Below are 26,305 nucleotides of genomic sequence, written 5' to 3'. Positions count from 1 at the left end.
ATGAAGCTTACAGTCCAGACATTTTTAATTGTATGCCCGTTGGTTTTTCTGGCTGGATTTGTTGATGCTATTGCAGGCGGGGGAGGTTTGATCTCCCTGCCTGCATATTTACTTGCAGGGGTTCCCATGCATAATGCCATTGCCACGAATAAGCTGTCTTCAGCTACAGGTACTGCAATTTCCACAGCGCGTCTGTGTAAGAATAAATTTGTGGATTGGGGAGTTGCTCTTCCATGTATTTCCATGGCACTGGCGGGATCGTTTGCAGGTGCACATCTGGCTTTGATGGCAAGTGATAAGATCCTCAGAGGAATGCTGATTCCTGTACTTCCTGTTGTTGCATTTTATGTATTGAAGAAAAAGGATCTGGATGATACAGGAAATATCCGGATTTCCAGAAAAAAGCAATGGCTGTTATGTGCAGTTTGTTCTCTGGCAGTGGGCTGCTATGATGGATTTTATGGACCGGGAACCGGGACTTTTCTTCTTATTTTGTATACCGGAGTGGCAAAACTCCCGGTAGCAAAGGCTACAGGTACCATGAAGCTGGCAAACCTTTCTTCTAATGTAATGGCTCTTGCAGTTTTTCTGTTCAGCGGGAAGATCATTGTTCTTCTGGGACTGGCAGCTTCTGTATTTTCTATTGCAGGACATTATGTAGGATCGGGAATGGTAATGAAAAACGGCAACAAGATTGTCCGTCCTATTATTCTGATCGTGTTGGTACTTTTATTTATAAAAATAATAACAGGCATGTAAAAAGCCAAAAAATCCCGGGTTATCAAAAGCCCGGGATTTTTTTCAGGAATCATATGTTTCAGTGTCTGTATCATCTGTTGTTTCGAAACTGTCTTCGGAAGAGTCAGAATCAGAACTGTCTGAATCCTCATCCAGAGGTGAAGATGTCAGAGTTCCGAATATGGCATCACCAAGTGTATTTCCTTCATCCTGCAGATTCCAGGATGCGCCATCATTGATCAGTACGAAATCAACATCTGAAGTAGTTGTGGCAGTGTTGTTTTTTATACTATTCAGTAGAAAATCCAGAGATTTTTCATAACGTTTCTGGGAACCATCGATCACAGCATCAGGGGATGCCAGGTAAGTATCCAGACTGCTCTGATAATTGGACAGAATAGCATTACTGTCAAAGGTAGTGATCGCAGTAGTGACAGTGGCATTGTATCCGTTGACGCTGCTTGACTGGATCTTGAAATTAAAATTCTGATGAACCTGTTCTACCAGTGCTTCGGCAATGGAATTCTTCACGGAATCGGAAGTATTCATAATATTAAGCACACCAAGATAAGAACTCATTTCTTCCAGATTCATTTTTTGGAGTGTGTTAAAATAAACAGAAAGGGTATCCTCCGGTGACAGGATATCGGGATCAGACAGATAGACCATTAGACCGCCGACAAGATCATTCTCAAGGGAATATGTACGCCGAATCTCCCAATTTTCTTTCTGGCCGGAGCCATTATTTATAAGCTGGATGGTACAATTGTTTTCTGTTGAATCGTAAGTATTAGTGGTAAGCAGACGATTCAGAATGAGGTAATGTCCCTCCAGGGATTTGGAAGAATCTTTTACAGTTCCTGATTTGGCCTGGGCTGTCTCTGTGATCTGTGTCTTCAGCAGTTCGGTGGCAAAATCTCTGGCAAGACTTTGTGCATCAATAGTAGTAAGCTTAAGAGAAGCTTCGGCGGTTTTTGATTTTTTATCGACGCTGATATCCAGAATTTTATAGTCAAATTTCTGGAAAAAAAGAGAAAATACATTGTTGATTTCATCAGATAGCTCTGTATTTTCTGTCGCATCGGGGAACATTTCTTTGTAGGAGATATATTTCTGAGTTGTTTTGGAATCCAGGTCTTTAAGCCGGTCCAGTTCACTCCTGATCACTTCTCTGGCATCGGATTGATCTCTGTGGGAAAAGCTGCCTGCTATGAATGCAGCCAGGAAGATCAATACTATAGCGAAGATCGGGAGAAGACGTTTGTTTATCTTCATACGTATCTTTTCCTTTCCAATAGATGTTATGTATTTTACCAGATTTTATCTTCAATGTCAAAAAAGTATAAATTATGAACGAATTTCATAAAAAATCGGTGGAAATTTTGTGAAAAACGCATCATTTAGATGGAAAGCTTTTATTTTCAGGCAGAATCTGATATGATAGGAAAGTGAATATTTAAGCTGCGGAGAAAAGATAGTGTATAATATATCCGAAATAGACATTACGAAAGCAGCAAGGAGGCAACTATGAAGAAACGTGTACTTATCGTTTTGGGAATTCTTATCGCTGCAGGCGGAATCGGTACCGGTGTTTGGTATCATTTCGGCAGCGGGTCAGGCGGTTCTGATGATACAGTGGTTTATGTATCCAAGGTAAGCGTCCTTACAGGTGTGGAATCAGCGGCAACCAATCGTTTTGCCGGTGTGGTGGAGCCCCAGGAAACGGTAAATGTAAAGATAGAAAGCGGACGTAAGGTAAAAGAAGTTCAGGTAAAGACAGGAGATGAGGTAAAAGCAGGCCAGCTTCTCTTTGTATATGACCTGAGTAGCATTCAGGATGATCTGAAGCAGGCACAGCTGGACATGGACAGACTGAAAAATGAGCAGATCAGTCTGACAGAGCAGATCGCCACCCTGGAAGCAGAGAAGAAAAAGGCAAAGGCTGAAGATCAGCTTTCCTATACCATTGAAATAGAAACAAATAAGATGAATCTTAAGAAAAATGAATACAGCCAGAAGAGCAAGGAAGCAGAAATCGAGAAGCTGCAGAATGCTACAGGTAATACGGAGGTGAGAAGCGAGATCGATGGCGTTATCCAGAAGATAGACACTTCCAAGATGACCAGTGATGACGGAGATTCTGTAGATGACAGTACTGATACCGATTATTCTTCCGGTGACAGCAGTTCAGACAGTTCTGCATTTATTACGATCCTGAGCACCGGAGCTTACAGAGTGAAGGGAAAGATTAATGAACAGAACCGGGATTCTATTGTTCCGGGAGAATCAGTGATCATCCGTTCCAGAGTGGATAGCAGTAAGACGTGGAAAGGTACGATGGGATCTATTGATGTAAATAACGGATCATCAGACAGTTCAGACAGTGACGATTACAGTATGATGGGAGGAAGTTCAGATGATCAGACAACGTCTACGTCTTATCCATTCTATGTAGAACTGGATTCTTCAGATGGCCTGATGCTGGGACAGCATGTATACATAGAGCGGGATATTGGACAGGATGAACAGAAAGACGGTCTGTGGATCAGCGATTATTATATTGTGGATGCAGATACCAATGAACCGTATGTATGGGCTGCCAATGATAAGAAGAAACTTGAGAAACGGTATGTTACCCTTGGAAAGCATGACGATGATCTGGAGGAGTACGAGATTGTTGACGGCCTGACCAAGAAGGACAGCATTGCATTTCCTACTGATGCGCTTCAGGAAGGCGAGACCACGGAAGAAGGAGATATTACACAGACCCTCAGCGGGGATGATTCTCTTGGTGCAGATAATCTTGATGGATATGATCTGGATGGTCTTGATGGAATGGATGGATATGACGGCACAGACGATTCGGATGTAAGTTCAAGTGTAGATATGACATCGGATACAGGTGAGGACACCGAAGATGTTACAGATGATTCAGATGATACATTAGACCCCAATGAGGACTTGGTTCCGATGGATGAGGCACCTGGTATGAGCGGGGACGAAGATACGGAGGGGATTGAATGATACTGGACTTAAAGGGAATTTATAAAGAGTACCAGCAGGGAAAAATGAAAGTCCCGGTATTGAAAGATGTAAATTTCTCTATGGAAGAGGGAGAATATGTGGCAATCATGGGACCTTCCGGTTCCGGTAAGACCACATTGATGAATATCATAGGCTGCCTGGATAAACAGACTTCAGGTACTTTCTTCCTGGATGGGCAGGATATCATGTCCTGCTCAGAGAATGATATGTCGGATATCCGTCTCAATAAGATCGGGTTCGTGTTTCAGAGTTTCCACCTTCTTCCGAAACAGAGTGCACTGGCTAATGTGGAGATGCCTTTGAATTATGCCAGGGTGCCGAAGAAGGAACGCAGGGAAAGAGCTCTGAAAGCACTGGAAAGAGTAGGACTTGCAGACAGAGTAGACTTTAAGCCCAACCAGCTGTCAGGAGGACAGATGCAGAGGGTTGCCATTGCAAGGGCGATCGTAAATAATCCCAAACTGCTTCTGGCAGATGAACCTACCGGTGCGCTGGACAGTAAATCAGGAGCTCAGGTTATGGAGCTTTTTCAGAGACTGAATGATGAAGGGGTGTCAGTCCTGATGATCACCCACGATGCCGACATAGCTGCTCATGCGAAGAGAGTAGTTACCATAAAAGACGGCATCCTTCAGGAAAAGAGGTGATTCCATGGGTAAGGCAAAGAAAATCATCGCCGGTGTTCTGGTGGTGGCAGTAGCCGGAACGGGAATTGGCGCAGGGCTGATGCAGCTGAGGAAAAACAGCCAGAAAGAAGTGGAAGTTACTCCTGTAAGCGGACTGCTTCAGGAATATTATCAGCAGAGTACGAATCTGGACGGGCAGATAGCTTCCAGTGCCACACAGACCGTTACCGGTGATAAGGATCTTGTGGTAGACCAGGTATTTGTTTCCAAAGGTGACAATGTAAAGAAAGATGATCCTCTGATCTCATTTGATACAACTTTGGTGGAAATGGAATTAAATATTGCGAAGCTGAAAAAACAGAAACAGGAGCAGGATCTGACAAAAGCAGCAAACAGACTGAACAGTCTGTTAAATGGCGGTCCTGTGCAGGAATCTGACAGTGGAACAGATGCAGATAATACTCTGAATACTACAACAGGTTCAGATAGTGAAGGCGATGATGATATGACACCGGACAGTGCTATGTCATCTGCCGCTGACTTTTCAGGAAATTATCTGGCAGCAGCGATTCATCCGTATCTGCTGGCTGCATTTACAGATGGGACATCAGATGATCCAGAAACAGATGCATCCGGTGCGGCTTCATCCGGAGCAGATGCAGATAATACAGGAAATACGGATGATCCATCTGCAGATACAAATGGAAGCAGTATCAGTGAGACACCGTCCTATACAGATCCGTCAGCCAGTGAATTTGGAGACGGACAGGACAACAATTCCTTTAATTCAGGAGATAATAATGATACACCGCAGCTGTCACCTACACCTACACCAGTACTGGATGATCATACCAGCTGTTTCGATCCCTACTATAAGAAGGGAGATCCGAATTTCACAGATGGCAATGAACCATTCTATCAGAAACTGAACGGAGAATCCATTCCATTTACAGGAACCGGGACAAAGGATGATCCATATGTTTTTCTCTGTAGCAGTGCGAAGGGAAAAGTAACCGTAACAGGCTCCTTTTTCAATAAACTTGCAGGATACAGTCCTGACGGTACACGGATCGTTCATGAAGGCGGATACTGGTATCAGTTGGAATTCCATGAAAATGATACGATTGCAGATTATGAGAACAGAAAGGGATCCTGTACAGGATATTATCTGATCAATGGAAGTCTTCTTGAAAATCCTGTATATGAATTTTCAGAAGTAGAGTTTACTTTGGATGAAGCGGATAAATATGACAGAGATGACCCTTCAGATGATGATCCTTCCGATGATCCGGGCACAACAGATGACCCGGGAACCACCATTTCCAGAGCAGATGCCATTAAGTATCAGAGAAGCCAGATCGCCAGTCTGAAGCTGGATATTCAGGAAAGTGATATCAAGATTGCTCAGCTTGAAAAGAAAGCAGCGAAAAAACTGATCAGCAGCAAGCTGGATGGAACCGTTTCCTATGTGGGAGATGTGACCAGCGGAACAACTACAGATGGAAAAGCACTGATCAAGGTAAAAAGTGCAGATGGTTTCTATGTAGTAGGATCCATCAGTGAATTGATGCTTGATGATATTAAAGAGGGAACGATCCTGAACTGTACCAGCTATACAAGCGGTTCCTTCGAAGCTGAGGTGATGGATGTTTCCGAATATCCGGTTAATTCCAATAGTTTTTTTTATGACAGCAATCCGAATGTATCCTATTATGCATTTACAGCGGTAGTGACAGACAAGAGCCTTCAGCTTGAAGATCAGGACTATGTGTCCATCAGTTATCAGGCATCTGCAGACAGTGGCAGTATGGTGATCCAGAAAGCATTTGTCCGCAGTGAAAATGGTAAGAACTATGTGTACAAAGATGACAATGGTGTTCTGAAGAAACAGGAAATCGCAGTTGGTTCTATTGTAGATAGTGGATACAATGTGATCGTAAAAGGCGGAATCAGCATGGATGATCTTCTGGCGTTCCCTTATGGAAAAGATGTGGTAGAGGGTGCGAAGACCAAAGAAGTTACTATCGACGAGATGTATGGCTATTGATGAGAAGGGAGAAATTTTATGATTGAAAATATACGCCTGGCTTTTCAGGGAATATGGTCACATATGATGAGATCCTTCCTGACCATGCTTGGAATCATCATTGGTATTGCATCGATCATTGCCATTGTTTCTACCATTAAGGGAACCAGTGAACAGATCAAGGAAGACCTGATCGGTGCAGGATCCAATACAGTAAATATTTATCTTTATGATGGAGATAATCAGTATGATACAGATTATGGTTCATCTTCCAGTGCAACACCAATCCTTTCTGATGATGTGAAAGAATCGGTACGTGACCTGGATCATGTGGAAAATGCAACATTTTTCTATAGCAGTAGCAGTGCTAATATTTATAATAACAATAACAGTCTGCAGGGTGGAAGTGTTTATGGTATTGATGTGAATTATCTGAACACCTGCGGATATGTGGTTCAGTCAGGCAGAGGATTTGTAACGAATGACTATAAGGATTACAGTAAAGTAGCACTGATCGATGATAATGCAGCGCAGAATCTGTTTCCGTCGGAGAATCCTGTAGGCAAGACGGTGGAGATCAATGAGGAACCTTATACAGTGGTAGGGGTGATCCGGCAGGATGAAAATTATCAGCCCACCATCAGTGATATCAATGAGTACTATCAATACATGGAGAACATGGTGGGAAGTGTAATGATCCCAGATACCTGCTGGCCTATTTCCTTTAAATTTGATGTGCCGCAGAATGCAGTGATCAAAGCGGACAGCACAGACAATATGAGTACTGCAGGAAATGCAGCGGCAGATGCCATGAACGAAGCCATTCCTGTTTCATCCAATGGTTCCAAATCCAGCATGAGTTATAAAGCGGATGATATCATGAAGCAGGTAAGAAACATGCAGAAATTAAGCGAGAGTACCAATAACCAGCTGATCTGGATCGCAAGTATTTCCCTTCTTGTAGGAGGAATCGGAGTTATGAACATCATGCTGGTATCTGTTACGGAGCGTACCAAGGAAATCGGTCTGAAAAAAGCCATTGGTGCCCGCAAGAAAACCATTCTTGGGCAGTTCCTGACAGAGGCGTCCGTACTTACCAGCATCGGAGGAATTATTGGAGTAATGACTGGAATTGGGTTGTCGAAGGTGGTTGGAAAGGTGACAGGTTCACCCACGGCGATCAGCATACCGTCCATTGTGATCGCGGTATTATTTTCTACAGTGATTGGTGTGGTGTTTGGACTGCTTCCTTCTGTGAAGGCAGCTAATCTGAACCCGATTGATGCATTGAGAAGTGAATAAACAGGAAGCTATAAAAAGAAAACAAAGAGCGGACTCAATATACGATAGAAATAGTATAAAGAGTCCGTTTTATAATGTTTAAATTCAGGCACTAAGAATGTCAGGCAGAAAGATCAGGAAAGTGGAACCTCCGCCGGGGGTATCCTGTATGGTAACAGAGCCTTTATGAAGAGCGATGATCTCATAGGCAATGCATAATCCAAGGCCGAAATGCTGGCGGTCATTTCTGGAAAGAAAAAACAGCGTCTGCTTTGACGGAATTTGAACTTTATCTGATGCTTCCCAAATCAGCAGAACAGACCAGGCAGATCATTCTGGGAGAAAACAGTTATCATGGGAACGATTTCATGTTTTCTGTATCTGATTTCAAGAAGAAAAATCACGAAATCTGGAAATTAAATCAAAAAAAGTGGTTAAATAATGGAAAAAATGTAAAAATAAGGATGGAATATTCCATACAGGCTGTGCTATAATATATGAAAACTTTATGGAACATTATTAAAAATAATCTTTTATAAGGAGAACAGGAACAATGAGAGTATTAGAAGGAAAGTCTGTATTTTCCGGAATTGCCATTGGCAGAATTTCTATTCTGCAGAAAGCAGACACAAGTGTAAAACGTACGAAGGTAGAAGATCCGGAAGCAGAAATCACACGTGTGCAGGAAGCAAAGGAAAAGGCAGTTGCACAGCTTCAGAAGCTGTATGACAAGGCACTCCAGGAGGTAGGAGAGTCGGGGGCTGCCATTTTTGAAGTACATCAGATGATGCTGGATGATGAGGACTATCTGGATTCTATTGACAACATTATCCGTACAGAGAATGTAAATGCAGAGTATGCAGTAGCAACAACCGGCGATAATTTTGCAGATATGTTTGCACAGATGGATGATGACTACATGAAAGCAAGAGCTGCAGACGTGAAAGATATCTCAGATCGTCTGGTTCGCGTATTATCCGGACATGATGACGGAGATATGGATGCTGCAGAACCATCCATCATTGTTGCTGAGGACCTGGCTCCAAGTGAGACCGTACAGATGGATAAGAGTAAAGTTCTCGCATTTGTTACAAGAAAAGGTTCTTCCAATTCTCATACAGCAATCCTTGCAAGAACCATGAACATCCCGGCGTTGATCAATATCGAATATGATGAGAGCATGGATGGAAAGATGGCAGTTGTAGACGGTAAGAACGGTTCTCTTATCGTAGACCCGGATGCAGATACTCTGAAGAAATATCAGGATCAGAAGGACGAAGAATTACGCCAGAGAGCAATGCTCAAAGAATTAAAAGGTAAGACAACTGAGACAAAGAGCGGACATAAGATCCATCTTTATGCAAACATCGGAAGCACAGGAGACGTAGCAAGTGTACTGGCTAACGATGCAGAAGGCATCGGTCTTTTCAGAAGTGAATTCATCTATCTGGAGAAAGACAATTATCCCACAGAGGAAGAGCAGTTCCAGATCTATAAAGCAGTAGCACAGAATATGGCAGGAAAGAAAGTGATCATCCGTACACTGGATATCGGTGCGGACAAGCAGATCGGTTACTTTAATATGGCACATGAAGAGAACCCGGCAATGGGTTACCGTGCGATCCGTATCTGCCTGGACAGACCAGAAGTATTTAAGACGCAGCTTCGTGCACTGTTCAGAGCAAGCATGTATGGAAATATTTCCATCATGTACCCGATGATCATTTCCGTAACAGAAGTAAAACAGATCAAAGCTATCGTTGCAGAAGTGAAGAAAGAACTGACAGAGCAGGGCGTACCATTTAGGGATGACGTAGAGCAGGGTGTAATGATCGAGACACCTGCAGCTGTTATGATCAGTGATCTTCTTGCAAAAGAAGTTGACTTCTTCAGTATTGGTACAAACGACTTAACACAGTACACACTGGCAATTGACCGTCAGAATGCGAAACTGGACAACATTTATGATTCCCACCATGAGGCAGTACTCCGTATGATCCAGATGGTAATCGACAATGCTCACAAAGAGGGCATCTGGGCAGGTATCTGCGGTGAGCTTGGTGCAGATACAACTATGACAGAGCGTTTCGTACAGATGGGTATCGACGAACTGTCCGTATCTCCGACATTTGTTCTTCCGGTTCGTAAGATCGTAAGAGAAATGGAATAAAAAGCCCTCCGGGCAGGATTCTTTCTTGTATAAACTGACAGAGACTGACAATGAAAATTTCGTATGGATTTGTTCCATGCGGAATTTTTTTGTAATAAATTTTCTGTTCCTGATTGTGATACATAAAAAAATATGATAAACTAAATATAGTATGTAATTTTATGAAAAGATAACTGATACATAAGAAATCAGAAGTAAAGGAGATATGAATATGGGAAAAATTGCCATTGTCACAGACAGTAACAGCGGCATAACACAGGATCAGGCGAGAGAACTTGGAGTCAGCGTAATTCCAATGCCTTTTTATATTAACGAGAAACTTTACCTGGAGGGGATCACCCTTTCACAGGAAGAATTTTATGAGCGGCTTAAGAGCGATGAGACGATCTCCACTTCCCAGCCAGGACCGGCAGATGTGTGTGGACTCTGGAATACACTTCTTGAAAAGTATGATGAAGTGGTACACATTCCAATGTCAAGCGGACTGAGCGCATCCTGCGATACAGCGATGGGACTGGCTCAGGAATATGATGGAAGAGTGCAGGTAGTAGATAACCAGAGAATTTCTGTTACACAGAGACAGTCTGTACTGGATGCTCTTACATTAAGAGATGTAGGCAGAAATGCAGCACAGATCAAACAGGTTCTGGAGGAACAGAAATTTGATTCCAGTATCTATATTACCCTGGAAACCCTGAAATATCTTAAGAAAGGCGGCAGGATCACTCCTGCGGCAGCAGCTATCGGAACAGTTCTGAACTTAAAGCCAGTACTTCAGATCCAGGGTGAGAAGCTGGACGCATATTCCAAGACAAGAGGCAAGAAGCAGGCCAAACGTGTCATGATGAAAGCCATGCAGAATGACTGGGAGAACCGTTTCGCAGAATATGTAAAACGCGGCGAGATGTGCCTGCAGTCTGCATATACGGGAAATGAAGAGGAAGCTCTGGAATTCAAGAAAGAGATCGCAGAAGCATTCCCTGGAATTGAGATCGTGCAGAATCCGTTATCATTAAGTGTTGCATGCCACATCGGATATGGTGCGATCGCAGTTGCATGTTCAAGAAAAGTGGTAGTGGACTGATTTATAAAATAGAACGATTTGAGGAGTTAGGAAAGAATGAAGAAACTGATGGAACAGATGGCGGAAGAACTTTCCGCAGCATTTGAAAAAGCCGGATACGACCCATCCTACGGAAAAGTAACCGTATCTAACAGACCGGACCTTTGCGAATTTCAGTGCAACGGTGCCATGGCAGGAGCCAAAGCATATAAGAAAGCACCGTTTATGATCGCTGATGACGTAGTAGCATACTTAAAAGATAGCCAGGTTTTCTCCATGGCAGAAGTTGTAAAGCCGGGATTTATCAACCTGAAAGTAAAAGGTGAATTCCTTGCAGAGTACTTAAAGGCAATGGCAGCAGACGAGAAGCTTTCTGTATCTGCAGCAAAAGAGCCGAAAACAATTATCATCGACTACGGTGGACCAAACGTTGCAAAGCCTCTTCATGTAGGACATCTTCGTTCTGCGATCATCGGAGAGAGCATTAAGAGAATCGGCCGTTTCGTTGGACATAAAGTGATCGGTGACGTTCATCTTGGAGACTGGGGTCTGCAGATGGGTCTGATCATCACAGAACTGAGACACAGAAAACCGGAGCTGGTTTACTTTGATGATTCCTACACAGGAGAATATCCGGAGGAAGCACCATTTACGATCAGTGAACTGGAAGAGATTTATCCATGCGCAAGCGGCAAGTCCAAAGAAGATGAAGCATACAGAAACGAAGCTCTGGAAGCAACTCATCTTCTTCAGCAGGGCAAACCGGGATACATGGCTCTCTGGAACCACATCATGAATGTATCTGTTACAGACCTGAAACGTAACTATGACAAATTAAACGTATCTTTTGACCTCTGGAAAAAAGAATCTGATGCACAGCCATATATTCCGAATATGGTTGAGGATATGAAAGAAAAAGGATTCGCCTATGTAGATCAGGGCGCACTGGTAGTAGATGTAAAAGAAGACAATGATACAAAGGAAATTCCTCCATGTATGCTTCTGAAATCAGACGGAGCCTCTCTTTATACAACTACAGACCTTGCAACAATCGTAGAGCGTATGAAATTATTTAACCCGGACGAGATCCTGTATGTGGTAGACAAACGTCAGGAACTTCACTTCATCCAGGTATTCCGCTGCGCAAGAAAGACCGGCCTTGTAAAAGATGGTACAAAGCTTTCTTTCCTCGGATTCGGAACCATGAACGGAAAAGACGGCAAACCGTTCAAGACAAGAGAGGGCGGCGTTATGCGTCTGGAAACTCTCATCAAGGATATCAACGAAGAGATGTTTAACAAGATCGTTGAGAACCGTAGCGTAAAGGACAAAGATGCAAAAGAAACAGCTGAGATCGTAGGACTTTCCGCGATCAAATACGGTGATCTTTCCAACCAGGCTACTAAGGATTATATCTTTGATATCGACAGATTTACATCATTCGAAGGAAATACAGGCCCGTACATCCTTTACACGATTGTTCGTATCAAATCCATCCTGAACCGTTTTGTGGAAGAGGGTGGCGACCTTGACGCAGGTGTGATCCTTGATCCTGTAAACGACAGCCAAAAGAACCTGATGCTTCAGCTGGTTGGTTTCGGCGCAACTGTAGAGAATGCTTTCGAAGAAAAAGCACCGCATAAGATCTGTGCATATATTTACGAAGTATCCAACGCATTTAACAGCTTCTATCATGAGACAAAGATCCTCAGTGAAGAGAACGAAATACAGAAAGCTTCCTTTATCCAGTTACTGAAACTTACAAAGAAAGTTCTGGAGACATGCATTGATCTTCTCGGATTCTCCGCACCGGACAGAATGTAAGAATGTCACGAAACTGGTGTGGATATATGTTTTTGCTTCCTGTATTCTGACAGGAGTTATGTATAAATTAAAGAAATGAAATTCAGCAATGAACTTAAGCCCCATTTACTTGTATTTGTAAATGGGGCTTTTCAAAAAGAACGAAGTGTGCTATTCTATATTTATCTGAATCTATTGTGATGAAATTCTTTCATCATATTTTCCATTTTTAATTTAACTGAATAAATTGGGAAACAGTTATTTGATAAATATCTGTTTGACAATTGAATAGGAGGTGCGCCAGTGAATTTATCTGGAACTGTATTAAAAGGGCGCTACTGTATTCTGGAGTCCGTTGGAAAAGGCGGAGGAGGAAAAGTCTACCTTGCCAGAGACCTGGAATTGGGCGTTTTGTGGGCGGTAAAAGAAATACCGGTATCCGGCAAAAGTGAGGCCCGGATGCTTCTGAAACTTTCTCATCCATCTCTGCCAAAGATGATAGATTACATAGAGGATGACCGGAAATGTTATCTTGTCATGGAATATGTCAGGGGAAAATCTCTGGGTGAATATTTAAGAGACGGGAAACGCTTTTCTGTAAATGAAATCGTTAAATATGGAATGGAGATTGCAGAAGTATTTTCCTATTTTCATAACCGGAAACCGCCAGTTTATTACGGAGATCTCAAACCTGACAATCTAATGCTGGGCGAGAATGGCAGATTATACCTGATCGATCTGGGTGGCGCTGTAAATGGATATAAATATCAGCATAAAGTATGCACAGGTACAAATGGCTTTGCAGCACCGGAACAGTATGAAGGAAAGATAAACGCAGCAACGGATATTTATACATTTGGAAAAACATTATCTGTTTTATGTAAAAAGACAGATTATCTGTTGTTTATTCGAAACATGTCATTATTCTGGCTTATTTTCAGATGCTGCATGAAGAAACCAGGAATACGTTATCAGAACATGCAGACTGTACAAAAAAAACTAAACAGGATTCAGAAAAGACAAAACCAGAGTAAAATTAAAAACATGCTGGTTTTGTCAGGAAGCAGCATTGTTTTTGCAGTAATAGTTGTCTTTCTTCTATTCAGTTCTAATTTCGTATCTGGTTCTAAACCATTTAATTTCTATGAAGAACTGACTGCTGTTACAGACCTCTATTATCAGGAAGAATTTCAAAATGGCAGTAAAGCGGATCAGGAAAAAATTTGCAAACAGGCAGATACCAGACTGCGGGAATTACAAAAAGAATGCACAGAAAAAGAAGAATCCCGAAAGATACTGCAGCTTCTGGCAGTAAACAGCGAATATCAGAAAAGTTACGAAGATGCCGGACTCTACTTTGAACAGATGCTTTTCTACGATGAAACTTACAGAGCCGGATATGGTGAATATGGAATGTTTCTGCTACGCACCGGACAACAGGAAGCCAGTCAGACACTATGGTCGGAATATAAGTCAAAAGAAACAATGTTAGACGATACAGTCAGCAGAAATCTAAGATTGTGGGAAAAGGAGATGACGGAGATTGAAGAAAAGCAGTAACAGACTTTTGATCATTGTATTGGGATGTTTATACCTGTATTTGACATCAACCATTTCTGCCATGGAGATAGGCGGATTTGATATTAACATGGAAAATGGAGAAAACAGCAGCTGGCAATGGCAGGAAGAACAGCACTGGAATCAGAGCAGCTGGGAGAACACCTGGGAAAGCAGCTGGCAGACTGGTGACAATGCATCAGAAACTACTGAACAGAACGATCAGATGCAGGATAACAGGTATAAGGATAATTCTGATATAGGAAACGGAACACAGGATAATACACAACAATGGAACGATATACAGCAGAGCAGCAATGACTGGAATAATGGTAATCAATGGGACAGCAACTCTCAGGGATATAACAATTCCCAGAACAATAATACTCAGGACAATAATATCCAGAAGAATAATAATTCTGCATGGAATGATCAATCTCAAACGGATAACAAGATACAGACTGCACCTCAGACAGATAGTGGATCCCCTGTTAAAACACCGGAAGAAACATCGCCAACATCAACACCGATGCCAACGCCCCAGCCCACGAAAAATCCAAAGCCAACAAAAACGCCCAAACCAACTCAAACACCAACCCCTAAGCTATCCAAAAAGAAAAATAAAAAGAAACAGAATAAAGTAAAGAAAATAGAAAACAAGAGTACAGATAATTTCAAAGAACTTCAAAATACAGATGCGCAATTAGACACCGTTAAATACGCACACGCAAAAGATGAACCTGTAACATTCCAGTGTACACAAAATCCAGATAATTCCCACATCCCACAAATTCAGATCTTATCCCAGGGTTCCGTCCAGATTCTATCCGTCTGCCTCAACGGAACAGAATGTCCCTGGCACTGGGAAGAAGACAAAGTCGTATCTGATACGGAGGCAGATGGAGATCAAAATAAAATAGAGTTATTGGCTGTTTCACAGGGGGGAAAGCTGATAAAAATGGATCCCTGGATTTTTTCTGCATAGACGCTTCATGAAAACAATGATATAATCTATCCTGTTATACTAATTTTTTTCTGAAACAGGAGGAAACTATGTACAAAGCAATTTTGTTTGACTTAGATGGAACATTAACAGAATCCGGCGAGGGTATCATGAAGTCTGTTCAGTATGCACTGGAGAGAATCGACAAGCCTGAAGCGGATCTTGAGAAACTGAAAGTTTTCGTAGGACCTCCGCTTATGGAGATGTTTATGAAATACGCACAGATTGACGAAGAAACTGCAAAACAGGCAGTGGAAATCTACAGAGAACGCTATTCTGTAACAGGAATCTTCGAGAACGCGATATATCCGGGAATTGAAGATATGCTGGCGCAGTTAAAGAATAAAGGCTATATTCTCGCGGTAGCATCCTCCAAACCGGAAGTATATGTGAGACAGATCCTGGATCATTTCGGACTTACCCAGTACTTCACAGAAATCGGGGGAAGCGAAATGGATGGAAGAAAAACAAATAAAACAGAAGTGATCGAGGATGTTCTTCACCGCCTGCATATGGAGAAACACGGGGACCAGGTCATTATGATCGGTGACAAAGAGCACGATGTATACGGAGCCCGCAAAGCAGGTCTGGAATGCATCGCAGTTTCTTTCGGCTATGGAACAGAAGAAGAACTGAAACAGGCAGAACCTTTGAAAATCGTAGATTCTGCAGAAGAAATAGTAAATTTTTTCGCCTGAGCCCTCTGCGAAAACAAAACATTGTTTCTAAAATCTGGAGGGCAGGATATCCGGTAGGAATCCACTTTGTAATTTCGCAGATTGTTGCAGGAACGGCACTGGCAATATTTGCAAGAACTGCAGCAAACGCAGCTGAGAGGTATTACAATTACACGATTTTTCTCACAGGTCTGACAGGAATCCTGGTTATGATTCCGGCATTGTATTTTTATCGAAAAGATAAAGTGAGAAGAATCGCTGGTGGCCTGATACCGGTTAAGAAAAAAGTAACGCTTTCTTTGCCGGAGGTAATTCTTTTATTTCTGGCAGGAGCCGGACTTGCGCAATATGGGAATTTCCTGATGATGATACTTCAGTCATTTATTAACAGCAGTACTTACCAAGACAGCATGACCAGGATCACAGAAGGAAAATCGCTTCTTATGATGATCTTCTGGATGGGAATCGTTGCACCAGCAGCAGAGGAAATGATCTTTCGCTGGCTGATCTATCTGCGTCTGCGTGACTGGCTGAAGATGCCGGTTGCAGCAGTAATTTCCGGACTGATCTTTGGCATCTATCATGGAAATATCGTGCAGGGAATTTATGCAAGTATCCTCGGAACTGCATTTGCATGGATACTGGAAATGAGTGGAAATATTTACAGCAGTATGCTGCTCCATATGGGAGCAAACATCTGGTCACTGCTTATCTCAGAATATGCACTGGATTTGTATTCCATGAAATATGGGGTACAGATTCTCATATTGATCTATCTGATTCTGTTGATCAGTGTGGTATATTGCCTTACCCATTTCGAAAAGATGTGCAGTATAAGAAAAAAGAAAAGAATGATATAAAAATAGAGACAAGATAAAGACATCTGCAATTGTGGAATGACAGTACACATGCAGGTGTCTTTGTTATTAGAAAAAAGATTATGTTAAGGCAAAAAGAAAATAATCAGTATACGGAAATTTAGATGTACTGGAAAGAGTAAAACCTAACAGTTTGATTAGGATTCGGAAATAACCTTTTACTGAATTAAACAGAGAATATCTGTTTGACAAATAAGTATTTAGCTATTAAGTACTTGACAGATACAACAGTATTCTGTATTATGAATGTATTAATACAACTAATACACTAAATACACACATAAAATAAAACAACACATCATGAAACACGTAACAGAAAGGAGGAATCACCAGTGATTGTTTTGGATTATCAGGACAGGCGTCCAATCTATGAACAGGTTACAGATAAATTTCAGATCCTAATCCTGAACGGTGTCCTGCCGCCGGGATCGCAGATGCCGTCAGTAAGGCAGCTTGCCACAGAACTGTCCGTCAATCCCAACACGATCCAGCGTGCATATATGGAGCTGGAGAAACTGGGACTGATCTATCCTGTAAAAGGCAGAGGAAATTTCGTAGCAGACAGCTCTCAGGTACAGAAGATAAACAGAGAGAGCTACCGAAAAGAATTCACAGCACTGATACAGAAAGGCAGAAACACAGGATTCAACAGAGAGGAACTGGAGAAAATGCTTGCGGAAATCTTTGAAAAGGAGGACGAATCATGATAGAGATCAGAAACTGCAGTAAAGCTTTCGGAGAGATCCATGCCATTGACCATGTATTAATGGAAATCGGTGAACGCCAGATTTTTGGACTGGTAGGGACCAACGGTGCAGGAAAGAGCACGTTGCTTCGAATGGCTGCCGGAGTGATAAAGCCGGACGAAGGAGAAATCCTGGTGGATCAGGAACCGGTCTATGAGAATGAAAAGATAAAACAGCAGATATTTTACATTTCAGACGGTGGATATTTTCCACAGGGATATACGGCAGCAGATCTGAAAGATTTCTACAGAGAATATTATCCGGACTTTATGACTGACCGTTACAGTAAATTAATGGACCAGTTTCATCTGGATGAGAAACGCAGGATCAGTTCCTACAGCAAGGGAATGAAGAAACAGCTTCTGGTCATTATGGGAATCAGTGCAGGGACAAAATATCTGTTATGCGATGAAACGTTCGATGGACTTGATCCGGTCATGCGTCAGGCAGTAAAGAGTCTGTTTGTGTCTGAAATCATGAATCGGGATTTTACCCCGGTGATCGCATCTCATAATATGAGAGAACTGGAGGACGTGTGTGACCATGTAGGACTCCTGCACAAAGGAGGAATTCTTTTATCCAGAGAACTGGAAGACATGAAATTCCATATCCATAAGATCCAGTGTGTACTGCCGGATCAGACAAAAGAAGAAGCACTTTTGAAAGAATTGGACGTTTTAAAGAAAGAACATCAGGGATCACTTCTGATACTTACTGCAAGAGGGACCAGAGAAGAAATACTTCAGAAAGTACAGACACAGAATCCAATATTCTGCGAAGTGATTCCATTGACACTGGAGGAGATATTTATCAGCGAAACGGAGGTGGCAGGCTATGAAGTCAAAAACATTTTCTGGTAGATCATTAAGAAGCAGCTTAAAAGGCAGTACCTGGATTCTGGTGCTGTTGTTACTGGGGTTTATGGTTGCATTTCCGGTAGCAGAACTGATGCTGATCGGAAATCAGACGGATGAAATCCACAGGATGACTTTTGCCATGATCTGTTCCTATCTGATAGTTCCAGGCTTTTTGGTTACAATGCTTGCGGCCGTTGTAAATGCCTTGAATGAATTCTGGTATCTTTTTTCTAGAGATAAGATTGATTTTTATCACAGTCTTCCGGTAACAAGAAGCAGGTTCTTTTGGGAAAAAGCAATCAGAGGTCTGGTGCTGTATCTGGTTCCATATGTGATCATGGAACTGATCACAATGGCGATCGCAGTCAGCAAAGGACATGGTAGTCATCTGATCACGGCAGCGGGGAAAATGTTTCTGGAACATTTGCTTATGTATCTGCTGCTGTATTTCGGAGCAGTGTTGGCACTGGCAATTGCGGGAAATATTCTGGCAGGTATTCTGTCATTATGCTGTGTTTACCTTTACGGACCGGTACTGGGCATTCTTTTATGGGTGCTGGAAATGATGTATTTCAGAACGAATATGGGACTTAAAGAGGGAATGGCAGAAAAGATATCTGTTTTTCTTTCACCTGTATCTATTTCCGTGGCATTGCGGACTTATTCAGGACAAAAGAATTTCTGGATCATTATAGTGGGCGGGATACTGCTTCTGATTGTTCTGGCAGTATGTGCATATCTGGCATATACAAAGCGTCCAGCTGAGAAAACAGGAAAATCTTTTGTTTACGGATTTCTGGAACCAATCCTTTTGTTTATGGTCGTAATCCCTGCTGCTCTGGCAATTGGAACGATGTTTGCGCTGATCGGACCGGAAGAGAACAGGACTGGCTGGTGGATATTCGGGCTTGTGCTGGGGACAGTTGTATTTTATGGAATTTTGCAGGTTATTTTTGCAATGGATTTCCGTAAAATGGCAGCACATAAGCTGCAGCTTCTGCTTTTGGGAATATGTGTAGCTGTCAGCGCCTGGATATTACACACAGATGCCATCGGATATGATACAAGAATTCCGACAATGGCAAAAACTGAGGGAATCAGTCTGAATCTGGAGTGGATAGGAACTGAGAGTGTGAATGAACCGCAGATGGAAGTGAGTTCTGGTTCATATAAACTGGACAGACTCTTTTATTTTATGGGCGGAAATTATGGCAGATGGACAGATGCAGGAATGTCAGATAAAATCTATGAAGTGTTAAAAGAAATTGCGTCTTATCAGAACAGTAAGGAGTGCAGCGGAACAGAAATAGGAGTTCAGTTTAAAAAGAAGAGCGGTTTCGATATTACCAGACAATATATAGTGACAGCGGAGCAGCTTGGCAGACTGCTGGAAGCATGCTATGAGCAGGGAACATTAAAAGATAATAAATATGATATTCTGGAAAAGTACAGACAGAAAGTGTCTTTTATAACAGTAGATCCTTTAAATGAATTAGATGATCAGTACTCTGTAACATTGGAAAAATCTGACAGTCAGAAGCTGCTGGATCTGCTGAAACAGGATATAGCAGAAGCCTCACCGCAGGAACTTATAGGAATCCCGTGTGGACAGATGGAGCTTTACGCTACTTCCTATGCAGATATGGATGAGCATATTGCACCGGAATCCTATGCAGAAGTAGGAAGATATATTTTCCCGACATTTAAGCGGACACTTGTTTTCCTGAAAGAAAAAGGTTATGCTTTTGTTATGGAAAAAGAAAATCTGAAACAGTACGATTATTCAGTGACATATAATGCAGAAGAAATGGATGTCACAGATTCTGAACAGAAAGAAGAATTAGCCCAGAGCCTGATCCGTGAATTGGAGTGTCCGGCATGGCTGGAAACGGAGGCGGGTGTGAGTGTGAAAGTGGCTCTGAACAGTACAGAGTCTGCCGGAGAATCGCTAAACGGAATAGAGTTTGCTGTACTGAAAGCGAAAGAGCCGGAATTTATAAAGAAAATAGTAGAAACTGGCGAGGAAGAAAAATGAAGAAAGCAGTTCGTCTGGACAAATTCCTGGCAGATGCAGGAGCAGGAACCAGAAGTGAAGTAAAGAAATATATTCAAAAAGGAAAAGTTCAGGTCAACGGTGTACCTGCAAAGAAGCCGGAGATCAAGGTCAGTGAAGAAGATGAAGTAGTTCTGGATGGAAATAGAATTTCCCAGGCACCGGAATTCGTCTATTATCTTCTGAACAAACCGGCAGGCTATGTCAGTGCAACAGAAGATAAGCGGGACAAAACAGTGATGGAACTTGTAGCATCAGACAGAAAAGGCCTGTTTCCGGTGGGAAGACTGGACAAAGATACGGAAGGACTGCTTCTGATCACAGACGACGGAGCACTGGCGCATGAATTGCTTTCTCCAAAGAAACATGTGGACAAGACCTATTATGCGGTTACAGACGGATGTATGACCAAAGAGGATGTGCAGCGCTTCGCAGATGGTCTGGAAATCGGAGAAAAAAATCCCACAATGCCGGCAAAACTGGAGATCCTCAGTACAAGAAAAGTTGAAGAGACAGAACTGGAACAGTATCCGTCAGGATGGTCCTCAGAAATTCATCTTATAATTAAAGAGGGAAAATTTCATCAGGTCAAGCGAATGACAGAAGCAGTAGGAAAGAAAGTTGTCTATCTGAAACGAATCTCCATGGGAGTATTGAATTTGCCGGATGACTTGACAAAAGGCGAATGCCGTCAGCTGACTGCAGAGGAAGAAAAGAAATTAAAAGACAGTATTGTCACAAAATAACTGAAATTGTAAGAATATACAGTTGATTGTCCGCTGATATAATGGACATTATAATATGAGGCGATAAAATGCGGGAAACTGAGTTTGCAGAAGTAAATCAGAACCTGGAAAAACCTGTAATAATAATAAAAAATTTGCAAAAAATCCTCTTTACATGGAGGGTTTTTGTATGCTATACTACAAGAGTTGCGAGTCATGCGCATCTATTGCGTATGCAAAAATATACACGTTCGGAGATTCCCGCGGATGGTGCCCTGCGGTGTGAGGCTGGGTCCCCAGGAAAAAGAACCGGGCGGAAGAAATTAACCAAAAAGGAGAACAAACATGAGCGTTATTTCAATGAAACAGCTTTTAGAAGCAGGCGTACATTTCGGACATCAGACAAGAAGATGGAACCCTAAAATGGCTCCATACATCTACACAGAGAGAAACGGTATCTACATTATCGACTTACAGCAGTCTGTAGGTATGGTTGACGATGCTTACAATGCAATCGCTGATATCGTAGCAGACGGTGGAAGCATCTTATTCGTAGGAACAAAGAAACAGGCTCAGGATGCTATCAAAACAGAAGCAGAGCGTTGCGGACAGTTCTATGTAAACGAGAGATGGTTAGGTGGTATGCTTACAAACTTCAAAACTATCCAGAGCCGTATTGCAAGACTGAAACAGATCGAAGCTATGGAAGCTGATGGAACATTTGACGTTCTTCCTAAGAAAGAAGTTATTGAGCTGAAAAAAGAACTTGCCAAATTACAGAAAAACATTGGTGGTATCAAAGAAATGAAGAGACTTCCAGATGCAATCTTCATCGTAGATCCTAAGAAAGAAAGAATCTGCGTACAGGAAGCTCATACATTAGGAATCCCGCTTATCGGTATCTGCGATACAAACTGTGATCCGGAAGAACTGGATTATGTAATTCCTGGTAACGATGATGCAATCCGTGCAGTAAAATTAATCGTTTCCAAAATGGCAGACGCTGTTATCGAAGCAAAACAGGGTACTGCAGATGTAGACGGTGAAATCGAAGCTGAATCTGAAGAGTTCGCAGCTACAGAAGAATAATTTTTTGAACCAGTACAGGAAAGCCGACAGGCTTTCCTGTCATTGAAAAAGGAAAAGCCCCTCCGGGCGATTTACGAATATTATTCAGGAGGAAAATGAAATGGCTATCACAGCAGCACAGGTAAAAGAATTAAGAGAAATGACCGGCGCCGGAATGATGGATTGTAAGAAAGCTCTTACAGCTACAGAAGGTGATATGGATAAAGCAGTAGAATTCCTTCGCGAAAAAGGTCTTGCTACAGCACAGAAGAAAGCAAGCCGTGTAGCAGCAGAAGGTCTTTGCAAAACTTTAGTTTCCGAAGACGGAAAGAAAGCAGTTGTTGTAGAAGTTAATGCTGAGACAGACTTCGTAGCTAAGAATGAAAAATTCCAGAACTACGTTGCAGACGTAGCAGCTCAGGCTATGAACACAACAGCAGCAGATATCGATGCTTTCCTTGCAGAAGCATGGGCACTTGATACAACTAAGACTGTTAAAGAAGCTCTTGCAGCTCAGATCGCAGTTATCGGCGAGAACATGAACATCAGAAGATTTGCTCAGGTTACAGAAGAGAACGGTTTCGTTGCTTCCTACACACATATGGGCGGTAAGATTGGTGTTCTTGTAGACGTTGAAACAGACGTAGTTAACGATGCTGTTAAAGAAATGGCTAAGAACGTAGCAATGCAGATTGCAGCTCTGAAACCACAGTACACAAGCGACAGCGAAGTAAGCGCAGAATACATTGAGCATGAGAAAGAAATCCTTATGGCTCAGATTCAGAACGATCCGAAAGAATCCCAGAAACCGGCTAAGGTTATCGAAGGAATGATCACAGGACGTATCAAAAAAGAGCTTAAAGAAATCTGCCTTCTTGACCAGACATACGTTAAAGCTGAAGACGGAAAACAGTCTGTAGCTAAATACGTAGAGCAGGTTGCTAAAGAAAACGGTGCTAAGATTACTGTTAAAGGTTTCGTACGTTACGAGACAGGTGATGGTATCGAAAAGAAAGAAGAGAACTTTGCAGAAGAAGTTGCAAAGCAGATGGGTAAATAATCCATTAACTTAAGTTTTCATTATATTATTTTAATAAGTCTGAATTTAAGTATTTAAAGGCCCTGAAAGCCTTATAAACACTACGTTTCACAGTGATTATAAGGTTTTCGGGGCTTTTTTCTATATTTTTCTAAAAAAGTCCTAAATACCGCCAAGCATCGCTGGAAATCAACAAGAATTTCCCAAAATTGAGTATAGAGTAAGGAAAAACTGAGTAAAAGCAAAGGCTTGCAATCTTCAGCGAAGTTACTCAAATTATCAGCGGTTTCATCAGATCACTATAATTTTCAAAAATCAAATTATTAACTTAAAAGCTAATTTCATAAGGAGGAAATCAGTATGGCAAATACAGCGATAGGTGCAGCTGGCGAGGATGCTCGCACAATAACTTTTATGAGCAAAGAACATAAGGAATTCTATTTGGAATATCTGCCTAAATGCAGATGGAAAGACGTATATCACGAAGCATTGGTATATTGTCTTGGAATTGACAGAGATACACGAAAACACATTAACAGAATTTATGATTTTAAAAATGGCAGTGTGAAGCCAGAATGTCTGCAAGAAGGATGGCAGACAAGCGGTAGCGGCGAAACGATGGATTAAGAAAAAGCATCCAACATTTGATGGTGATGTATATGTCGAAAATATCCGGTGTTTTCTGGATATTTCCCAGGAAGAGTTAGAAAAACGTAAATGTACTGTTAATGAACAGGATATCACAGCACTTATTTTCAGTCAGAAACATCTGGAAGCATTATATCTGCAATGCCTTATGCACAGGCGAAACGCAATGCAAGAGATCCCGGAATTGAAAGGTTTGTCAGAAACGTGCAACAGGATTTATAAATTGCAGGATGTAGATGTATTATTCCAGTGCCTGCTGATGGATCAAATGGATTGGGAAGAAGAAAAGTTGCATGTGCAGTTCAGTACAATTTATATGTTGGAGAGTAAGTGACAATTTTAACAAAATATAGTAAACTACGATGTAACAAATTAAATGGGAGGAGACTAAGGTATGAAAAGTAAAACATGTGCGTATTGTAAAAGAGAATTTTTTGGTGAAGTGAAGCGTACGGCGGAGCATATCTTTCCTCAGACATTATTACAATTATATCCGGAGCAGGATGTGTCTTTTACACCGGAAAAGATTTTTAAAGATAATTCGGGGTTAACAATTGCTGATGTCTGTGCGGGATGTAATAATGGAGCTTTGTCGGAATTGGATAGCTATGGAGGCGAATTAATAAAGAAGCAGTTTAAAGATGAAATAGATTACGATATGAAAGATGCCGTAATAGAAAAAACAATAGAATATGATCTTTTTGCCAAGTGGATATTAAAAATAGCATATAATTATTTTAGAAGCAGAAAGATTGAATGTAGTTTTATGGAAGAGTATATTCCTTGTATTTTGCAAAATGTAGAGCTTTCCGATAATTTTGACATATTTATGGGATTGCATATTAATACAACTCCTGTACTGGAGGAAGTTTATAACTACCAACCATTACAAATATGCGAAAATCCTAAGCTACGAGGAACAAGTATTGGAATTGAATTCTTGTTTAAACTACCACATAATTTTAATTCAATCACTATTCCAGAAAATGAAAGTACATTAGCGATAAGATTTGGTAATGCTGTAATGTATGTTATATTTTGGAAAAAGGATTGTCCAGTGGAACTAAAAAAATAATATAAAATAATTTTACAGACACAATTCAATTTTGTACAATTAGAGAAAAATAAGCAAATATATGGATTAAAAAGAATAACTGCATCAACTAATATTTCTATGGGATATACACATTTACTATCAAGCTCAGCACTGCTTCAGGATGATATGGTAGTAGAAAGCACTTTACATGGAAATGGAGTAAAAGAAACGAGAGAAAAATTTAAAAGTTTAGCAGGAAGTGATATGTTAAAGAGAGGGAGAGTTATGGTAGAAAAGGAGATGTTCCCTGATAATAAAAAAGTGGAAAAAGAATATAATAAGATATTCGGAAAAGAAAAAGAGTAAACGAAATATTTAGTTTGTATCCGGTTGGTTCAATTTAGTAGAAATTGGAATCAGCCGGCTTTTTATATTTAAAAGAGTACTTCTCGACAATTTGTCGGGAAGTGGAAAGGAGCCAAATTCCAATGAAAATATATCTTCCCCATCTGTTAGTACCACCGTAATTTGCTGATCGGAATCGAAAGGAGGCGTGCAAATTGCAGGAAGAAGTTACACAGAAAACAATCGCATTGTCGGTTAAAACTGCAAGAGTGACTGCCGACGTGTTAAAAAATATGCTGCGGAAGTATCTGTCAGGACAGAAGCAAAAGGGAAAGAATCCTTATAAGGTTGGAAAACAGTCATACAAAGAATTGAAAAGCCAGGATTCTGGTTTATCTAATATTGAGGTCACAGATGGAAATATCAAATTTTTTGAACGTGTGGCGAAGAAATACCGCTTAGATTTTGCCTTGAAAAAAGACAGTTCAACCAAGCCATCGACCTACTATGTGTTTTTTAAAGGGCAGGATACAGAAATGATGAATCTGGCATTTAAGAAATATTTGGGTGTCTAGAACATGGAGCTTCCAGCAATGACAGCGGAACGTGTCAAAGGGATGGTGAAGATCCGTGATGTTACGAATGAACTGATCCAGTGTCAGATGGAAGAGGGAAGCGATGAACAGATCACAAAGCTGCAGGGAAAACTCAATGAAGAATTTCTGAAAGGAGATGCGGATATGATCGGGCTAGTCTGCAATACCATAAGAAAGCTGTTCTGCATGAGTGATGAAGGCTATGAGATTTTTCTTATGGATCTGGAAGATTATAAAGCAGAGTTAGAAGATAATAAAGAGGAAAAGTTATTATGATCTCTTTAAATGCGAGACTTAAAATCCCCATTGTTGATCAAATTACTGT

General features: G+C 41.4%; 26 protein-coding genes. 24 read left to right on the top strand and 2 right to left on the bottom strand.

Annotation, left to right across the window (positions count from 1 at the left end; genetic code table 11):
* Entirely contained in the window at positions 1 to 759 is a 759-nt protein-coding gene (locus tag R8695_RS10960) for a sulfite exporter TauE/SafE family protein (RefSeq protein WP_154780511.1), read from the top strand.
* A 42-nt stretch (positions 760 to 801) separates the two neighbouring features.
* Here the strand turns inward: R8695_RS10960 and R8695_RS10955 are convergent, their stop codons facing one another.
* On the bottom strand, positions 802 to 2,013 hold the full coding sequence (locus R8695_RS10955; protein ID WP_154780510.1) for a hypothetical protein: 1,212 nt from the start codon (positions 2,011 to 2,013) through the stop codon (positions 802 to 804).
* Positions 2,014 to 2,265: 252 nt separating this feature from the next.
* On the opposite strand from R8695_RS10955, the gene R8695_RS10950 reads away from it, so the two are divergent.
* Genes R8695_RS10950 through R8695_RS10935 form a run of 4 tightly spaced genes read left to right on the top strand, consistent with a single transcriptional unit; the run spans position 2,266 to position 7,737 of the window.
* Complete coding sequence (locus tag R8695_RS10950) at positions 2,266 to 3,762, top strand: efflux RND transporter periplasmic adaptor subunit (RefSeq protein WP_154780509.1); 1,497 nt, start codon at positions 2,266 to 2,268, stop codon at positions 3,760 to 3,762.
* Complete coding sequence (locus R8695_RS10945; RefSeq protein WP_118512198.1) at positions 3,759 to 4,430, top strand: ABC transporter ATP-binding protein; 672 nt, start codon at positions 3,759 to 3,761, stop codon at positions 4,428 to 4,430. The genes R8695_RS10950 and R8695_RS10945 overlap by 4 nt, the downstream gene beginning before the upstream one ends.
* A 4-nt stretch (positions 4,431 to 4,434) precedes the next feature.
* Positions 4,435 to 6,456 (top strand): hypothetical protein, encoded by a 2,022-nt coding sequence (locus R8695_RS10940; protein WP_154780508.1) that lies wholly within the window; start codon positions 4,435 to 4,437, stop codon positions 6,454 to 6,456.
* 18 nt (positions 6,457 to 6,474) lie between these two features.
* A complete protein-coding gene (locus R8695_RS10935; RefSeq protein WP_154780507.1) occupies positions 6,475 to 7,737 on the top strand; it encodes an ABC transporter permease in 1,263 nt (420 codons plus the stop codon).
* A gap of 84 nt (positions 7,738 to 7,821) precedes the next feature.
* On the opposite strand, the gene R8695_RS17885 is transcribed toward R8695_RS10935, so the two are convergent.
* On the bottom strand, positions 7,822 to 7,980 hold the full coding sequence (locus R8695_RS17885) for an ATP-binding protein (RefSeq protein ID WP_416385741.1): 159 nt from the start codon (positions 7,978 to 7,980) through the stop codon (positions 7,822 to 7,824).
* Between the two features lie 8 nt (positions 7,981 to 7,988).
* On the opposite strand from R8695_RS17885, the gene R8695_RS10930 reads away from it, so the two are divergent.
* From R8695_RS10930 to R8695_RS10840, 19 genes are all read left to right on the top strand, one after another.
* On the top strand, positions 7,989 to 8,210 hold the full coding sequence (locus tag R8695_RS10930) for a hypothetical protein (protein WP_154780506.1): 222 nt from the start codon (positions 7,989 to 7,991) through the stop codon (positions 8,208 to 8,210).
* Between the two features lie 59 nt (positions 8,211 to 8,269).
* On the top strand, positions 8,270 to 9,886 hold the full coding sequence (gene ptsP / locus R8695_RS10925) for a phosphoenolpyruvate--protein phosphotransferase (protein ID WP_118512191.1): 1,617 nt from the start codon (positions 8,270 to 8,272) through the stop codon (positions 9,884 to 9,886).
* A gap of 211 nt (positions 9,887 to 10,097) precedes the next feature.
* Entirely contained in the window at positions 10,098 to 10,970 is an 873-nt protein-coding gene (locus R8695_RS10920) for a DegV family protein (protein WP_118512189.1), read from the top strand.
* Positions 10,971 to 11,006: 36 nt separating this feature from the next.
* Complete coding sequence (argS, locus tag R8695_RS10915; RefSeq protein WP_154780505.1) at positions 11,007 to 12,773, top strand: arginine--tRNA ligase; 1,767 nt, start codon at positions 11,007 to 11,009, stop codon at positions 12,771 to 12,773.
* 282 nt (positions 12,774 to 13,055) lie between these two features.
* Positions 13,056 to 14,312 (top strand): serine/threonine protein kinase, encoded by a 1,257-nt coding sequence (locus R8695_RS10910; protein WP_167829767.1) that lies wholly within the window; start codon positions 13,056 to 13,058, stop codon positions 14,310 to 14,312.
* Complete coding sequence (locus R8695_RS10905; protein ID WP_154780504.1) at positions 14,296 to 15,294, top strand: hypothetical protein; 999 nt, start codon at positions 14,296 to 14,298, stop codon at positions 15,292 to 15,294. Before R8695_RS10910 ends, R8695_RS10905 begins: the two co-directional genes overlap by 17 nt.
* 68 nt (positions 15,295 to 15,362) lie before the next feature.
* On the top strand, positions 15,363 to 16,010 hold the full coding sequence (locus R8695_RS10900) for an HAD-IA family hydrolase (RefSeq protein WP_154780503.1): 648 nt from the start codon (positions 15,363 to 15,365) through the stop codon (positions 16,008 to 16,010).
* Positions 16,011 to 16,198: 188 nt separating this feature from the next.
* A complete protein-coding gene (locus tag R8695_RS10895) occupies positions 16,199 to 16,849 on the top strand; it encodes a CPBP family intramembrane glutamic endopeptidase (RefSeq protein WP_154780502.1) in 651 nt (216 codons plus the stop codon).
* Positions 16,850 to 17,199: 350 nt separating this feature from the next.
* Positions 17,200 to 17,574 (top strand): GntR family transcriptional regulator, encoded by a 375-nt coding sequence (locus R8695_RS10890; RefSeq protein ID WP_019162114.1) that lies wholly within the window; start codon positions 17,200 to 17,202, stop codon positions 17,572 to 17,574.
* A complete protein-coding gene (locus R8695_RS10885; RefSeq protein ID WP_025578709.1) occupies positions 17,571 to 18,473 on the top strand; it encodes an ABC transporter ATP-binding protein in 903 nt (300 codons plus the stop codon). The genes R8695_RS10890 and R8695_RS10885 overlap by 4 nt, the downstream gene beginning before the upstream one ends.
* The gene (locus R8695_RS10880; protein ID WP_154780501.1) at positions 18,448 to 20,505 is read left to right on the top strand and encodes a DUF6449 domain-containing protein; all 2,058 of its coding nucleotides are present in this window, start codon (positions 18,448 to 18,450) and stop codon (positions 20,503 to 20,505) included. The genes R8695_RS10885 and R8695_RS10880 overlap by 26 nt, the downstream gene beginning before the upstream one ends.
* Positions 20,502 to 21,269, top strand: a complete 768-nt coding sequence (locus R8695_RS10875; protein WP_154780500.1) for a pseudouridine synthase — start codon at positions 20,502 to 20,504, stop codon at positions 21,267 to 21,269. Before R8695_RS10880 ends, R8695_RS10875 begins: the two co-directional genes overlap by 4 nt.
* Positions 21,270 to 21,593: 324 nt before the next feature.
* The gene (rpsB, locus tag R8695_RS10870) at positions 21,594 to 22,337 is read left to right on the top strand and encodes a 30S ribosomal protein S2 (protein ID WP_019162110.1); all 744 of its coding nucleotides are present in this window, start codon (positions 21,594 to 21,596) and stop codon (positions 22,335 to 22,337) included.
* 100 nt (positions 22,338 to 22,437) lie between these two features.
* A complete protein-coding gene (gene tsf, locus R8695_RS10865) occupies positions 22,438 to 23,376 on the top strand; it encodes a translation elongation factor Ts (protein WP_019162109.1) in 939 nt (312 codons plus the stop codon).
* Positions 23,377 to 23,715: 339 nt separating this feature from the next.
* On the top strand, positions 23,716 to 23,982 hold the full coding sequence (locus R8695_RS10860; RefSeq protein WP_118511660.1) for a DUF6075 family protein: 267 nt from the start codon (positions 23,716 to 23,718) through the stop codon (positions 23,980 to 23,982).
* A 415-nt stretch (positions 23,983 to 24,397) separates the two neighbouring features.
* Positions 24,398 to 25,078 (top strand): hypothetical protein, encoded by a 681-nt coding sequence (locus R8695_RS10855; RefSeq protein ID WP_154780499.1) that lies wholly within the window; start codon positions 24,398 to 24,400, stop codon positions 25,076 to 25,078.
* 147 nt (positions 25,079 to 25,225) lie between these two features.
* Positions 25,226 to 25,405: a hypothetical protein gene (locus R8695_RS10850; protein ID WP_154780498.1), complete on the top strand. Its 180-nt coding sequence runs from the start codon at positions 25,226 to 25,228 to the stop codon at positions 25,403 to 25,405.
* A 194-nt stretch (positions 25,406 to 25,599) separates the two neighbouring features.
* Positions 25,600 to 25,959, top strand: a complete 360-nt coding sequence (locus R8695_RS10845) for a PcfB family protein (protein ID WP_154780497.1) — start codon at positions 25,600 to 25,602, stop codon at positions 25,957 to 25,959.
* Between the two features lie 3 nt (positions 25,960 to 25,962).
* Positions 25,963 to 26,256 carry a hypothetical protein gene (locus tag R8695_RS10840; protein ID WP_330585170.1) on the top strand — a complete coding sequence of 98 codons (294 nt, stop codon included), beginning with the start codon at positions 25,963 to 25,965 and terminating at the stop codon, positions 26,254 to 26,256.
* Positions 26,257 to 26,305 lie beyond the last annotated feature (49 nt).

The organism is Blautia luti (assembly GCF_033096465.1).
Classification (GTDB): Bacteria; Bacillota; Clostridia; order Lachnospirales; family Lachnospiraceae; genus Blautia_A; species Blautia_A luti.
The sequence above is the reverse complement of the archived record's forward strand: the minus strand, read 5'-3'. Positions and strand labels throughout refer to the sequence as shown.